Source organism: Pseudomonas sp. P42, from assembly GCF_017973755.1.
Classification (GTDB): domain Bacteria; phylum Pseudomonadota; class Gammaproteobacteria; order Pseudomonadales; family Pseudomonadaceae; genus Aquipseudomonas; species Aquipseudomonas iridis.
The window spans coordinates 137,999-150,988 of the sequence record NZ_JACOPU010000007.1 but is presented as its reverse complement, the minus strand read 5'-3'; the positions used below and the strand labels follow the sequence as shown (position 1 = coordinate 150,988).

General features: G+C 58.8%; 14 protein-coding genes. 8 read left to right on the top strand and 6 right to left on the bottom strand.

Annotated elements, in window-relative coordinates; all coding sequences use genetic code 11:
* Positions 1-63: 63 nt before the first annotated feature.
* The 4 genes from moaC to H8B20_RS22775 all read left to right on the top strand — a co-directional run bounded on the left by moaC (position 64) and on the right by H8B20_RS22775 (position 2,308).
* Positions 64-537, top strand: coding sequence for a cyclic pyranopterin monophosphate synthase MoaC (moaC, locus tag H8B20_RS22790; RefSeq protein WP_210624699.1), 474 nt, complete (start codon positions 64-66; stop codon positions 535-537).
* Complete coding sequence (moaD, locus tag H8B20_RS22785; RefSeq protein WP_210624698.1) at positions 534-776, top strand: molybdopterin converting factor subunit 1; 243 nt, start codon at positions 534-536, stop codon at positions 774-776. The genes moaC and moaD overlap by 4 nt, the downstream gene beginning before the upstream one ends.
* A gap of 3 nt (positions 777-779) precedes the next feature.
* A complete protein-coding gene (moaE, locus tag H8B20_RS22780; protein WP_210624697.1) occupies positions 780-1,232 on the top strand; it encodes a molybdopterin synthase catalytic subunit MoaE in 453 nt (150 codons plus the stop codon).
* A 299-nt stretch (positions 1,233-1,531) separates the two neighbouring features.
* Positions 1,532-2,308, top strand: coding sequence for an ABC transporter substrate-binding protein (locus H8B20_RS22775; protein WP_210624696.1), 777 nt, complete (start codon positions 1,532-1,534; stop codon positions 2,306-2,308).
* Between the two features lie 122 nt (positions 2,309-2,430).
* On the opposite strand, the gene H8B20_RS22770 is transcribed toward H8B20_RS22775, so the two are convergent.
* From H8B20_RS22770 to H8B20_RS22750, 5 genes are all read right to left on the bottom strand, one after another.
* Entirely contained in the window at positions 2,431-3,057 is a 627-nt protein-coding gene (locus H8B20_RS22770) for a helix-turn-helix transcriptional regulator (protein WP_150597492.1), read from the bottom strand.
* 92 nt (positions 3,058-3,149) lie between these two features.
* Entirely contained in the window at positions 3,150-4,277 is a 1,128-nt protein-coding gene (locus H8B20_RS22765) for an NAD(P)/FAD-dependent oxidoreductase (protein ID WP_210624695.1), read from the bottom strand.
* Between the two features lie 147 nt (positions 4,278-4,424).
* Positions 4,425-5,369: an ornithine cyclodeaminase family protein gene (locus tag H8B20_RS22760; RefSeq protein WP_210624694.1), complete on the bottom strand. Its 945-nt coding sequence runs from the start codon at positions 5,367-5,369 to the stop codon at positions 4,425-4,427.
* Positions 5,370-5,509: 140 nt separating this feature from the next.
* Complete coding sequence (gene rhlB, locus H8B20_RS22755; RefSeq protein WP_042557766.1) at positions 5,510-6,988, bottom strand: ATP-dependent RNA helicase RhlB; 1,479 nt, start codon at positions 6,986-6,988, stop codon at positions 5,510-5,512.
* 96 nt (positions 6,989-7,084) lie between these two features.
* The gene (locus H8B20_RS22750) at positions 7,085-7,741 is read right to left on the bottom strand and encodes an alpha/beta hydrolase (protein WP_042557767.1); all 657 of its coding nucleotides are present in this window, start codon (positions 7,739-7,741) and stop codon (positions 7,085-7,087) included.
* A 468-nt stretch (positions 7,742-8,209) separates the two neighbouring features.
* On the opposite strand from H8B20_RS22750, the gene H8B20_RS22745 reads away from it, so the two are divergent.
* The 4 genes from H8B20_RS22745 (at position 8,210) to H8B20_RS22730 (ending at position 12,372) form a co-directional block, all read left to right on the top strand.
* Positions 8,210-9,241, top strand: coding sequence for an amino acid ABC transporter substrate-binding protein (locus tag H8B20_RS22745; protein ID WP_042557768.1), 1,032 nt, complete (start codon positions 8,210-8,212; stop codon positions 9,239-9,241).
* 66 nt (positions 9,242-9,307) lie between these two features.
* Positions 9,308-10,489, top strand: a complete 1,182-nt coding sequence (locus H8B20_RS22740) for an amino acid ABC transporter permease (RefSeq protein WP_210624693.1) — start codon at positions 9,308-9,310, stop codon at positions 10,487-10,489.
* A 10-nt stretch (positions 10,490-10,499) separates the two neighbouring features.
* Positions 10,500-11,597 (top strand): amino acid ABC transporter permease, encoded by a 1,098-nt coding sequence (locus H8B20_RS22735; RefSeq protein WP_047299835.1) that lies wholly within the window; start codon positions 10,500-10,502, stop codon positions 11,595-11,597.
* 10 nt (positions 11,598-11,607) lie between these two features.
* Complete coding sequence (locus H8B20_RS22730) at positions 11,608-12,372, top strand: amino acid ABC transporter ATP-binding protein (RefSeq protein WP_007905492.1); 765 nt, start codon at positions 11,608-11,610, stop codon at positions 12,370-12,372.
* A 53-nt stretch (positions 12,373-12,425) separates the two neighbouring features.
* Here the strand turns inward: H8B20_RS22730 and H8B20_RS22725 are convergent, their stop codons facing one another.
* Positions 12,426-12,902, bottom strand: a complete 477-nt coding sequence (locus H8B20_RS22725; RefSeq protein ID WP_210624692.1) for a type II TA system antitoxin MqsA family protein — start codon at positions 12,900-12,902, stop codon at positions 12,426-12,428.
* Positions 12,903-12,990 lie beyond the last annotated feature (88 nt).

Genomic DNA, 12,990 nt, shown 5'->3' with positions numbered 1-12,990 from the left:
ATCAATGATGCGGAATTTTGACTCGCAGGTTTACAATCGACGCTCCTGATCAGGAGTAATCCCGTGCTGACTCATCTCGATTCCCAAGGTCGCGCCAACATGGTCGACGTCACCGAAAAAGCCGTGACGTTCCGTGAAGCGACGGCTCAAGCGCTGGTGCGCATGCTCCCCGAAACGTTGCAGATGATCGTCAGTGGCGGCCATCCCAAAGGCGACGTATTTGCCGTCGCGCGCATTGCAGGCATTCAGGCGGCGAAGAAAACCAGCGATCTGATTCCCCTGTGCCATCCGCTGATGCTCACTGGCGTCAAAGTCGAGCTCAGCGCTGAAGGCGAAGACACCGTGCGCATCCTCGCCCGTTGCAAATTGTCCGGGCAGACCGGCGTCGAGATGGAAGCGCTGACCGCTGCCAGCGTCGCCGCGCTGACTATCTATGACATGTGCAAAGCGGTGGATCGCGGCATGACCATCGAAAGCGTGCGTCTGCTGGAAAAGGTCGGCGGCAAGAGCGGGCACTTTCAGGCGGATCAAGCATGAAACTGACAGTTAAGTTTTTTGCCCGTTACCGTGAAGCGCTGGGCGTTGACTCGGTAACGGTCGACGGTGATTTCACCACCGTCGATGACGTACGCGCGCTGTTGGCGCAGCGTGAAGGCGCCGAGGTATTGAGCGAGCAGAACCTGATGTGCGCACGCAACGAAGACTTGTGCCAGCTCGACGAGCCGGTGGTCGAGGGTGACGAAGTGGCGTTTTTCCCCACTGTGACCGGAGGCTGATCCATGGCGATTCGTGTGCAGGCCACGCCGTTCGATCCGGGTGCGGAAGTCAATGCGATGCACGCTGCCAATGTCGGCGTCGGCGCGGTGGTGAGCTTCGTCGGTTACGTGCGCGACTTTAACGAGGGGCTGGATGTGGCGGGGATGTTCCTCGAACACTATCCGGGCATGACTGAAAAAGCCCTCGGCAAGATCGCCATCGAGGCCGAGCAGCGCTGGCCGTTGCTGAAACTGGAAGTGCTGCACCGCATCGGCGCGCTGGAACCGGGCGAGCCGATCGTGTTTGTCGGCGCAGCCAGCGCCCATCGCCAGGCTGCGTTCGACGCCTGCGCCTTCGTCATGGATTACCTGAAAACCCGCGCACCGTTCTGGAAGAAGGAAAACACCAGTGACGGCCCGCGCTGGGTGGAAGGGCGCGACAGTGATCATGCGGCGGCAGATCGCTGGAACAAATAGTTCTTTAGCTTTCTTCATTAAGCCATCGCTGGCAAGCCAGCTCCCACAGGTTTCAGTGGTGCGCGAAAAATATGTGCACGACGCGAAACACTGTGGGAGCTGGCTTGCCAGCGATGAGACCATCCGCAACACCAAAAACCTCGCAAACACTCTCTGCTTCCTAATTGACGACTTGTACCTATAAGTCCAATATGGATTTCCCAGTACAAAAAAAGCTTCGTCTTGCCGCTCGTAGCTCTTCGCTCCCAGCTGCTCTTCTTCATCTTGCCAAACCAACAACAACCCGCGAGAGAATGAACATGAAGAAACTTCCCCTCATCACCGGTCTGGCCCTTAGTCTGTTGGCGTGCAGCAGCGTGTTCGCCGCCGAGAAAACCCTGCGCATCGGCATTGAAGCGGCTTATCCGCCATTCGCCTCGAAAACCGACAAAGGCGAAATAGTCGGTTTCGACTACGACATTGGCAACGCCCTGTGCGCGCAGATGAAGGCCAAGTGCGTGTGGGTCGAGGGTGAGTTCGACGGTCTGATTCCTTCGCTCAAAGTGAAGAAAATCGACATGGCGCTGTCGTCCATGACCATCAACGAAGACCGCAAGAAGTCGGTGGATTTCACCCACAAGTATTACTTCACGTCCTCGCGGCTGGTGATGAAGGACGGCGCCACGGTCGATGATCAATACGCCAGCCTCAAGGGCAAGAATGTCGGCGTGCAGCGCGCAACCACCACCGACCGCTATGCCACCGAGGTGTTCGAGCCCAAGGGCGTCAACGTCAAACGCTACAGCAACAACGAAGAGATCTACATGGACCTGGCAGCCGGTCGCCTTGATGCGATTTTTGCCGACACCATTCCGCTGAATGACTTTCTGTCGATGCCTCGCGGCAAGGGCTATGCGTTTGTCGGGCCTGAGCTGAAGGATCCGAAGTATGTCGGCGAGGGGGCGGGGATTGCGGTGCGCAAGGGAAATAGTGAGCTGGTCAGCCAGTTGAATAGCGCCATCGAGGGGATTCGCGCCAGTGGCGAATATCAGAAGATTTCCGACAAGTATTTCAAGTCCGACATTTACGGCGACTGATCGTCCGCTATCGCTGGCAAGCCAGCTCCCACAGTCATCGAGTCGTACACATTTTGTGTGCATCAAAATCCCTGTGGGAGCTGGCTTGCCAGCGATGGGGTCAGATCAACCACCGCGAATCTTCAGCCCTTTAATTCCTTCAGGTGTTTGTACACCGTCGCCCGGCCCATGTTCAGCACATTGGCCACGTAGTTCGAGGCACTCTTGCCCTTGAACGCGCCCTCGGCATGCAGTGCCAGCACCAGCTCACGTTTGTGATCGCGGGTCAGCAGATTCAGGCTCAGTTGTCGCTCGCGCAGCCAGGCGTGCAGAAACGTGTTGATGCGCTCCTGCCAGTCATCGCGAAACAGTGAGTCCGGTTGCGGGATCAGTTTGCTCGGCGACAGGAACAGGTCCAGCGCAGCCTTGGCATTCTCGAACAGCGAAATATTCAGGTTGATGCACAGCACCGCCAGCGGCAGGCCTTCGCTGTCGCGCAATACGCTGCTCAGGCTGCGAATCTTCTGACCATCCCAGTTGAGTTTTTCGTACGGGCCGATGTTCCGCTCGCTGACATCCTCGCTGAGCATGTCTTCAAGTGACGACTCGTCACCGATCTCGCGTTTGGACAGATTGTTGGCGATGTAATCGACTTTTTGCGTGCGCAAATCGTGCAGCACCACTTCGGCGTGGGGAAAAAACAGTGTGGCGATGGCGTCGGCGATGGCCCGGAAGTTATCCAGTGCCGGGTCGAGTTCGGGGGCGGTCATGACAGTGGAGCTCCAGGCAGCGTCAGCGCCCACATGAACAGGGGCGCTGCGAGTTTGCCGCAATCGGTTGGGCGCGTCATCCGCAGCGCGGATTAACCGAGCCGGGCAGGGGAGAGCATGTTGCTGCTCAGGCCGAACTGGCGCAGTTGCTCGGGCAACGGCAAACCGCGCACCAGTGCTGCGCTGGCCTGGCCCATCGCCGGTGACGTCTGGATGCCGTACCCGCCCTGGGCTGCGACCCAGAACAGGCCCGGCACCTGCGCATCGAATCCGCTGAGCAAATCACCGTCGGCAACGAAACTGCGCAAGCCGGCCCATGTTCGAGTCGGGCGGCGGATGGTCAGCGTCGTGGCTTCTTCGATCTGATAGATGCCCATGGCGATGTCCAGTTCTTCAGGCTGCACGTCGTGGGGTTCGACCGGGTCCGCGTTGGCTGGCGAGCCTAAGAACATGCCGGCATCAGGTTTCATGTAGAACGATTCGTCGAGGCTGACCAGCATCGGCCACTGATGAATGTCGACACCTTCTGGCCCGGCGAAGATGAAGGCGGCGCGGCGTTTCGGTTGCAGGCCCAGCGATTGTGCACCGGCCATTGCGCCGATCTTGTCAGCCCAGGCGCCGGCAGCGTTGATGATCACTGGCGCGCTGAAGGTCTGGCCATTGGTCTGCACCTGCCAGACATTGTTGGCATCGCGCTCAAGCCCCAGCACCTGGCAGTCGGTGTGCACCTCGCCGTGATTGCGGCGGATCCCGCGCAGGTAGCCTTGATGCAGGGCGTCGGTATCGATGTCACAGGCTGTCGGGTCGTAAATCGCCCCGTGGACTTTTTCCCGGCGCAGGATCGGCAGGCGCGCGCAGGCTTCATCGGCGCTGAGCCGTTGCATTTCCGGCACCGTGGCTTTGGCGCTCAGGTACTGGTTGTTGAGTTCGGCGGCGTCACCGGTGAAATCCACGGTCATCTCGCCGCGCGGGGTCAGCAGCGGGTGCTCGCAAAAACCGGCCGGCGGCTGGTCGAAAAACTCACGGCTGGCCTGAGTCAGCGCGCGTACCTGCGGTGTGCCATAAGCCGCGGTGAACAGGGCTGCGGACCGCCCGGTGGAGTGATAGGCCGGGTGAGACTCACGCTCCAGCACAATCACTTTGGCGTGGGGCGACAGCCAGAAACCGGTGGAAGCGCCGGCAATCCCGCCGCCAATGATGATGAAATCTGCCTGGCTCATGAAAAAACTCCACGTTGAACTGCAAAGTTGAAGTTATCGCAAATCCTGTGGGAGCCGGGCTTGCCCGCGATGGCATCACTACGGTTTTTTCTGAGGAACCGAGGCGTCTGCATCGCGGGCAAGCCCGCTTCCACAGGGATCGAGGTGTCAGCGCTTCAGGTGATAAATCGCATTCGCCAGGGCGATGTCTTCCAGCCCTAGCCCGATCGAGCGGAAAAACACGTGACGGTGGTAATCCGGGCGTTGCACTTTTTCACTGAGCAGATCGGCGAGGTCACCCATGATCGAGTCCGTGCTCCAGCCATTTTGCTCAACAGCAATCAGCATCTCGCCCGCCGAGCTCGGCGTGGTCAGACGATAGTCGCAGAACACCTGCATGTCGTTGAGGCTTTGCGGCGGCACTTCATGGGCGCGGGGGGCGTTGGTGCTGATCGACGTGATCAACGCAGGTTTGCTCAGTGCCGCCGGGTCGATCACCGGCCCCGCGGACGAAGTGCAGAGCATGATCACATCGGCATCGGCGAGGGCGGCTTCAAGACGGGTTGCAATCGTCAGTCCGGGAGCTGCGGCTGTGAGCAGCGCCTGGGTTTCAGGATCCTCCTGCAGGCTCGGCGAATACACACTGATGCTTTGCCAGTCGCGCAAAGACTTCACGTAATGCAGATGCGCCTGTGCGACTTTGCCGCTGCCGATGATCGCCAGTCGCCGCGCATCCAGCGGAGCGAGGGCATCGACGGCCACTGCGGTGGTCGCAGCCGTGCGCGCTGTGGTGAGTTCGCCGGCATCGCACAGCAGCAAGGGTTGGCCGGTCTGCATCGACATCAACAAGGTCCACGCGGTCACCAACGGGCCTTGCTCGCGGACGATGTACGGCGAGGTCTTCACGCCGTACACACCGTCTTCGGCCAGCACACCCAGGTAATTGATGAAGTCACCAGCGCCCTGCGGGAACTCCACCAGTTGCTGCGCCGGTTGAACCGCGTTACCGGTGGCGAGATCGCGGAACAGTTTGCGCAATGTCTGCGGCACATCAATGCGGGCCAGCAGCTCACGGGCCTGGGTTTGGTCGATCACGTAGGGCGTACTGGACATGTCAGGCTCCGGATGCGAAATCTAAACTTATTTGTCTATTATGGACTTTTAGTTTTGTCGGGCAAGATCCTCCGGAAAAAAAGCCGGGCACAAAAAAAGCGCAGTCCGTTGCCGGCTGCGCTTCTCTTCTATCGTGTCACTTACTCTGGACGCTTGCGCTCAACTGCACGCAACAGATGCGTGGGAGGTGTTTCACAGCTGATCTTGCGGCCGAGCTTCTCTTCGATGGACGGCAACTGGTAGGAGTCGTCTTCACCGGCAAAGCTGATCGACACGCCATCGGCGCCGGCACGACCGGTACGGCCGATGCGGTGCACGTAGTCGTCCGGGACTTCCGGCAGGGTGAAGTTGATAACGTGGCTGATGCCGTCGATGTGGATGCCGCGACCGGCAACGTCGGTGGCGACCAGTACGCGAATCTTGCCTTCACGGAAACCTTCGAGCGTCTTGATGCGCTTGTGCTGCGGCACGTCGCCAGACAGTTGCGCGGCGTTGATGCCATCACGCACCAGACGTTCTTCGATTCGGCGCACTTCGTCTTTGCGGTTGGCAAACACGATCACCCGCTCCCAGCCGTTATCGTTGACCAGGTTGAAGAGCAGTTTGTATTTGTCGGCAGCGGCCACAGCAAAGATGTGCTGCTCGACGTTTTCGTTGGCCACGTTCTGCGATTCGATCTCGACGATCGACGGGTCGGTGGTCCACTGCTTGGCGAGGTTCATCACGTCTTCGGTGAAAGTCGCGGAGAACAGCAGCGTCTGACGTTCGCTTTTCGGCGGGGTCTGGCGAATGATCTGCCGAACCTGCGGGATGAATCCCATGTCGAGCATGCGGTCGGCTTCGTCCAGCACCATCACTTCGACCATGTCCAGATGCACGTCGCCGCGCTGGTTGAAGTCGAGCAGGCGGCCCGGTGTCGCAACGAGGATGTCGCAGTGGCGCGCTTCAAGGTGCTTGAGCTGCTTGTCGAAATCCATGCCGCCGACAAACGTCATCACGTTGAGGCCGGTGTACTTGGTCAGGTCGGCAGCGTCTTTTGCAATCTGCACCACCAGCTCACGTGTCGGCGCGATGATCAGCGCACGGGGTTCGCCCATGTAGCGTTCTTTCGGCGGCGGGGTCTGCAACAACTGAGTGATGATCGAGATCAGGAATGCGGCGGTTTTACCGGTACCGGTCTGGGCGCGGCCGATGGCGTCTTTGCCGGCGAGGGTGAAGCCCAGCACCTGTGCCTGGATCGGCGTGCAATAAGGAAAGCCCAGATCCTGAATGGCGTGCATCAGTTCTGGAGAAAGCTTGAAATCGTGAAAGCGGGTTTTGCCTTCTTGAGGTTCGACGACGAAGTCTTCGAGTTTCCACGGGATGACCGGAGCCTTGGGCTTGGGTTCGCGACGCGGCTTGAGCGGTTTTGGCGCTTCGCTGCGGGCAGGCTCGGCGGCGATTGGCGCGGCCGGTGCAGGTTGCGGTTCTTGCTTCGGTGCCGCTGCGGGAGCGGGGCGGTCGGCCTGCGGGGCATCGTTGCGATGACCGGGGGCGTGCGACGGCGCACGGGTAACTGGCGCGAGCTGCTCTGCCTCGCTTTTACCGAACATTTTCTTGAGTGCTTCGAGCACGGTCATCTCATCAATTGGTTAAGGAATGTACGCCGGCCAGTGTAATGCAAGAAACGGGCGCGGCGTAGTGTGATGATCAAAGGGCGGACGTTGTGCGGAGAATCAGCGCAGGCGCTCGCTCAGCCAGGTACCGATATCGCGAATTTCCTCGGGTAACACTTCGTGCTCCATTGGGTATTCCTGCCATGTCACGGTGACACCATGGGCTTTCAGATACTCATAAGCTGTGCGGCCCATCGAGTTTTGCACCACGTTGTCGAACTGACCGTGCAATGACAGCACCGGAATTCGTTGCTGACTGGCAGATAACTGCAGTTCCTCACTGAACGTTGGCGCATACGTCGACAACGCCATCACGCCACCCAACGGTCCCTGCCATTTCAGAAAAGCGGTGTGATAGACCACGGCGCCACCCTGGGAGAAACCCGCGAGAAAAATCCGCGAGGCGTCTATTCCGCTAGCGCGCTCGTTTTCGATCAATTCAATGACGTGATCGGCCGACGCTTCCAGTTCATCGCGATCGATCGCGCGCGCCGGGCTCATGGCTTTGATGTCGTACCAGCTCGGCATGGCATATCCGCCATTTATCGTCACTGGACGGGTCGGCGCCTGCGGCAGTACGAAGCGTGTGCTCAGCAGGCTTTCCTGCAGCGCCTCGGCGACCGGCAGAAAGTCAAAGCGGTCGGCGCCGAGGCCGTGCAGCCAGATCACGCAGGCGTCTGCGGGCTTAACAGGCTGAAGAATCAAGGGCTCGGTCATGTCTGCTCCAAATATGTGCGGGCGCTCTCATTGAGTGCGTGATTGAAGTGCGCGCCCGGTTGATCCGTTAAGAAGATGTCGCAAGGGTACAAGTTTTGCTATTGACCTGTCGCTTATGTGCTTCAGCGGCCGGTGTGGTACGGGCTTTGCTATGGCTTGAAGCGTGCAACCGATCTCGCGTCTGGCGGTAACACTATCAGTGAACGCCTGACGATGGGATGCAAAGAATCCGGTAATGGATGTTCGCCAATGGCCGCCATGGGCTTAGCGAATATGAAAGGGCTACAGCCCGTTCGGCCAATTGGTGAGAAGTGAGTTGTCCATGATGTGGATTTTCTCCTGAAACACTCATAGCGAAGGTCTTTACGTCGGTTGACCCAATAAAAAGCCAACTAGGGTCAACACCGCCTCAAAAGGGTGCGACTGGACTCAAGCTCCGACACAACAAGAGCAAAACTGGAGGTTTGAATGAAGATGTTGAAATCCACTCTGGCGATCGTGACTGCAGCAGCAGTACTCGGCGTCAGCGGGTTCGCTCAGGCGGGTGCAACCCTGGATGCCGTGCAGAAGAAAGGTTTCGTGCAATGTGGCGTGAGCGACGGTCTGCCGGGCTTCTCGGTACCGGACGCTACCGGCAAGATCCTCGGCATCGACGCTGACTTCTGCCGCGCAGTAGCTGCTGCCGTATTCGGCGACGCAACCAAGGTCAAATTCAGTCAGTTGAATGCCAAGGAGCGCTTCACCGCGCTGCAGTCCGGCGAGATCGACATCCTGTCGCGCAACACCACCATGACCAGCTCCCGTGATGCGGGCATGGGCCTGAAATTCCCGGGCTTCATTACCTACTATGACGGCATCGGCTTCCTGGTAAACAACAAGCTGGGCGTGAAGAGTGCCAAAGAGCTGGACGGCGCAACCATCTGCATCCAGGCCGGTACTACCACCGAGCTCAACGTTTCCGACTACTTCCGCGGCAACGGTCTGAAATACACCCCAATCACCTTCGACACCTCCGATGAAAGCGCCAAGTCGCTGGAATCCGGTCGTTGCGACGTGCTGACTTCCGACAAATCCCAGCTGTTCGCCCAGCGCAGCAAACTGGCTTCGCCGAAAGACTACGTGGTTCTGCCGGAAACCATTTCCAAGGAACCACTGGGTCCAGTCGTGCGTAACGGCGACGACGAGTGGCTGGCCGTGGTGCGCTGGACTGGCTACGCCATGCTCAACGCTGAAGAGGCTGGCATCACTTCGAAGAATGTCGAAGCTGAAGCCAAGTCCACGAAGAATCCGGATGTCGCTCGTATGCTCGGCGCTGACGGTGAATATGGCAAAGACCTGAAACTGCCGAAGGACTGGGTCGTGCAGATCGTCAAGCAGGTCGGCAACTACGGTGAAGTGTTCGAGAAAAACCTCGGCAAGAACACTCCGCTGGAAATCGACCGTGGCCTGAACGCCCTGTGGAACAACGGCGGCATTCAGTACGCACCACCAGTGCGCTAATGGTTCTATCACCCGGCGGGCCAACCGCCGGGTGATGTTCTTGTTCCATTTTTTCCGGGGCACTTCATGCAAAATTCAATCGGCGCACCAAAGCAGAGGCTCAGCCTCAGCGATCCGCGAGTGCGCGCCTGGGTATTTCAGATTGTCACTATCGTGGCCGTCGTCTCCCTGGGCTGGTTCCTGTTCGATAACACGCAAACCAACCTTGAACACCGGGGCATCACCTCCGGCTTCAGCTTTCTGGAGCGCAGTGCCGGGTTCGGCATCGCTCAAACCCTGATCGACTACACCGAAGCGGACAGCTATGCCCGCGTGTTTGTGATCGGTCTGCTCAATACATTGCTGGTGACCATCATCGGCGTGATCCTGGCGACTCTGCTGGGCTTCATCATTGGTGTCGCGCGTCTTTCGCCGAACTGGATCATCAGCAAGCTGGCGACCGTGTATGTGGAAGTCTTCCGCAACATTCCGCCCCTGCTGCAAATCCTGTTCTGGTACTTCGCGGTGTTCCTGACCATGCCGGGACCGCGCAACAGCCACAACTTCGGCGACACTTTCTTTGTCAGCAGCCGTGGCCTGAACATGCCGGCCGCGCTGGCAGCTGACGGTTTCTGGGCATTCGTGATCAGTGTTGTGGTGGCCATCGTCGGCATCGTGCTGATGTGCCGCTGGGCCAACAAGCGCTTCGAAGCGACCGGTGAGCCGTTCCACAAGTTCTGGGTGGGTCTGGCGATTCTGCTGGTGATCCCGAGTTTGTGCGCGCTGATCTTCGGCGCTCCGCTGCACTGGGAAATGCCCGAGCTCAAGGGCTTCAACTTCGTTGGCGGCTGGGTGCTTATTCCGGAACTGCTGGCCTTGACCCTGGCCTTGACCGTTTACACCGCGGCGTTCATCGCCGAAATCGTGCGTTCGGGGATCAAGTCGGTCAGCCACGGCCAGACCGAAGCGGCCCGTTCACTCGGTTTGCGTGAAGGCCCGACCCTGCGCAAGGTGATCATTCCCCAGGCCCTGCGGGTGATCATCCCGCCGCTGACCAGCCAATACCTGAACCTGGCGAAGAACTCCTCGCTGGCCGCCGGTATCGGTTATCCGGAAATGGTTTCGCTGTTCGCCGGCACCGTGCTGAACCAGACCGGTCAGGCGATCGAAGTGATTGCGATCACCATGAGCGTGTACCTGGCGATCAGTATCAGCATTTCCCTGCTGATGAACTGGTACAACAAGCGCATTGCGCTGATCGAGCGGTAAGGAAAAGCGCATGAGTACTCATACTTTCAAACCCGACATGCCCCCTCCGAGCAGTAGCATCGGCGTAGTGGCATGGATGCGCGCGAACATGTTCTCCAGCTGGCTCAACACCTTGCTCACGCTGTTCGCGTTCTACCTGATCTACCTGATCGTTCCGCCGATTCTGGGGTGGGCGATCCTCGACGCCAACTGGGTCGGCACCACCCAGGCTGATTGCACCAAGGAGGGCGCCTGCTGGGTGTTCATCCAGCAACGCTTCGGTCAGTTCATGTATGGCTACTACCCGACCGGCCTGCGCTGGCGTGTAGACCTGACCGTGTGGCTGGCAGTGATCGGCGTGGCGCCACTGTTCATCTCGCGCTTCCCGCGTAAAGCGGTGTACGGGCTGAGCTTTCTGGTGATCTATCCGATTGTCGCCTGGTGCCTGCTGCACGGCGGCGTATTCGGCCTGCAAACCGTCGCGACCAGCCAGTGGGGCGGCTTGATGCTGACTCTGGTGATTGCCACCGTCGGTATCGCTGGCGCCTTGCCGCTTGGCATCGTGCTGGCGCTGGGTCGACGTTCGAACATGCCGGCGATTCGAGTTGTCTGCGTGACCTTCATCGAGTTCTGGCGCGGCGTGCCGTTGATCACGGTGCTGTTCATGTCTTCGGTAATGCTGCCGCTGTTCCTGCCCGAAGGCATGAACTTCGACAAGTTGCTGCGGGCGCTGATCGGCGTGATCCTGTTCCAGTCGGCCTACGTGGCTGAAGTGGTGCGCGGCGGTCTGCAAGCGATCCCTAAAGGTCAGTACGAAGCGGCGGCTGCAATGGGCCTGGGCTACTGGCGTTCGATGGGCCTGGTGATTCTGCCGCAAGCCCTGAAAATGGTGATTCCCGGCATCGTCAACACCTTCATCGCGCTGTTCAAGGACACCAGTCTGGTGATCATCATCGGCCTCTTTGACCTGCTCAACAGCGTCAAACAAGCCGCTGCCGATCCGAAATGGCTGGGCATGGCCACCGAAGGCTACGTGTTTGCCGCCCTGGTGTTCTGGATTTTCTGTTTTGGTATGTCGCGCTATTCCATGCATCTGGAACGCAAGCTCGACACTGGCCACAAGCGTTAGGAGTTCTGTAATGAGTGAAGCAATCAAAAAGCCTGTGAGCCCTGAAGGCATTATTCAGATGCAGGGCGTCAACAAGTGGTATGGCCAGTTCCACGTGCTGAAAGACATCAACCTCAACGTCAAACAGGGCGAGCGTATCGTCCTGTGCGGCCCGTCGGGTTCCGGCAAATCGACCACCATTCGTTGCCTCAATCGTCTGGAAGAACACCAGCAGGGCCGCATCGTCGTCGATGGCGTGGAACTGACCAACGACCTCAAGCAGATCGAAGCGATCCGCCGTGAAGTCGGCATGGTGTTCCAGCATTTCAACCTGTTTCCGCACCTGACCATTTTGCAGAACTGCACCCTGGCGCCGATGTGGGTACGCAAGATGCCCAAGCGCAAGGCCGAGGAAATCGCCATGCATTACCTGGAGCGCGTACGCATTCCGGAGCAGGCGCACAAGTATCCGGGGCAACTGTCCGGCGGTCAGCAACAGCGTGTGGCAATCGCCCGCGCGCTGTGCATGAAGCCGAAAATCATGCTGTTCGACGAACCGACTTCGGCGCTCGATCCTGAGATGGTGAAAGAGGTGCTCGACACCATGATCGGTCTGGCCGAAGACGGCATGACCATGCTCTGCGTAACCCACGAAATGGGCTTTGCCCGCACCGTGGCCAATCGCGTGATTTTCATGGACAAGGGCGAGATCGTTGAACAGGCGGCACCGAACGACTTCTTCGATAATCCGCAGAATGAGCGGACGAAGCTGTTCCTGAGCCAGATTCTGCATTGATGGCTGATGTGTAAAACGAACCCGGCCTTGTGCCGGGTTTGTTTTTTTGGGGGTCAGGATACGGTGAGGGTTTCGTGTTCTTTGTGCTCGGTGTATTTGAACGCTCCGCGCAAGTCTGCCCCTTCGCCCAGGGTTTTGACGTCGGTCAGCAAGTAGGGGTATCGATCCAACAGCCGCATCAGCAACATCAGCGCCTTGGGTGGTAATGTTTCGCCGCGCTCGTAGCGAGAGAACGCGTTATGCCCTCCACCGGAGAGCAGTTGCACCGTCTCTTTTTGCGTGAGGTGCAGTTTGCGCCGGATACGCTTCATCTCGGCCCCGATCATTTGCCTTGCAGCGATAACCAGTTCATCACCTGCTTTCGTGTAGCGTTCAGCACTATCGGTATGGTCATCCCACTCGACTTCCCCGCACTGCTGGCATTCCCAACCAGATAGATGATCCACGCGGCGCTCCATGCCTTTGACACTCAAGGTCTCGCCGCGCCCCTCGAAATGTCTCATTCCCTCACGTCGAAAATCCCGCTTCATTTCCCTCCGATTGACCCTAGGTGGTTGCCGTCCTACACGGGTCTGACTAAGATGTCAGAAAATTCATCCTATGATTGGATGAAAAGGC

Excerpts from the sequence above, each read along its gene's own strand:
- H8B20_RS22765 (WP_210624695.1), bottom strand. The coding sequence starts at position 4,277 with ATGAGCCAGGCAGATTTCATCATCATTGGCGGCGGGATTGCCGGCGCT.
- H8B20_RS22735 (WP_047299835.1), top strand. The coding sequence starts at position 10,500 with ATGAGTACTCATACTTTCAAACCCGACATGCCCCCTCCGAGCAGTAGC.
- H8B20_RS22745 (WP_042557768.1), top strand. The coding sequence starts at position 8,210 with ATGAAGATGTTGAAATCCACTCTGGCGATCGTGACTGCAGCAGCAGTA.
- moaD (WP_210624698.1), top strand. The coding sequence starts at position 534 with ATGAAACTGACAGTTAAGTTTTTTGCCCGTTACCGTGAAGCGCTGGGC.
- moaE (WP_210624697.1), top strand. The coding sequence starts at position 780 with ATGGCGATTCGTGTGCAGGCCACGCCGTTCGATCCGGGTGCGGAAGTC.
- H8B20_RS22770 (WP_150597492.1), bottom strand. The coding sequence starts at position 3,057 with ATGACCGCCCCCGAACTCGACCCGGCACTGGATAACTTCCGGGCCATC.
- H8B20_RS22760 (WP_210624694.1), bottom strand. The coding sequence starts at position 5,369 with ATGTCCAGTACGCCCTACGTGATCGACCAAACCCAGGCCCGTGAGCTG.
- H8B20_RS22740 (WP_210624693.1), top strand. The coding sequence starts at position 9,308 with ATGCAAAATTCAATCGGCGCACCAAAGCAGAGGCTCAGCCTCAGCGAT.
- rhlB (WP_042557766.1), bottom strand. The coding sequence starts at position 6,988 with ATGACCGTGCTCGAAGCACTCAAGAAAATGTTCGGTAAAAGCGAGGCA.
- H8B20_RS22775 (WP_210624696.1), top strand. The coding sequence starts at position 1,532 with ATGAAGAAACTTCCCCTCATCACCGGTCTGGCCCTTAGTCTGTTGGCG.
- H8B20_RS22730 (WP_007905492.1), top strand. The coding sequence starts at position 11,608 with ATGAGTGAAGCAATCAAAAAGCCTGTGAGCCCTGAAGGCATTATTCAG.
- H8B20_RS22725 (WP_210624692.1), bottom strand. The coding sequence starts at position 12,902 with ATGAAGCGGGATTTTCGACGTGAGGGAATGAGACATTTCGAGGGGCGC.
- H8B20_RS22750 (WP_042557767.1), bottom strand. The coding sequence starts at position 7,741 with ATGACCGAGCCCTTGATTCTTCAGCCTGTTAAGCCCGCAGACGCCTGC.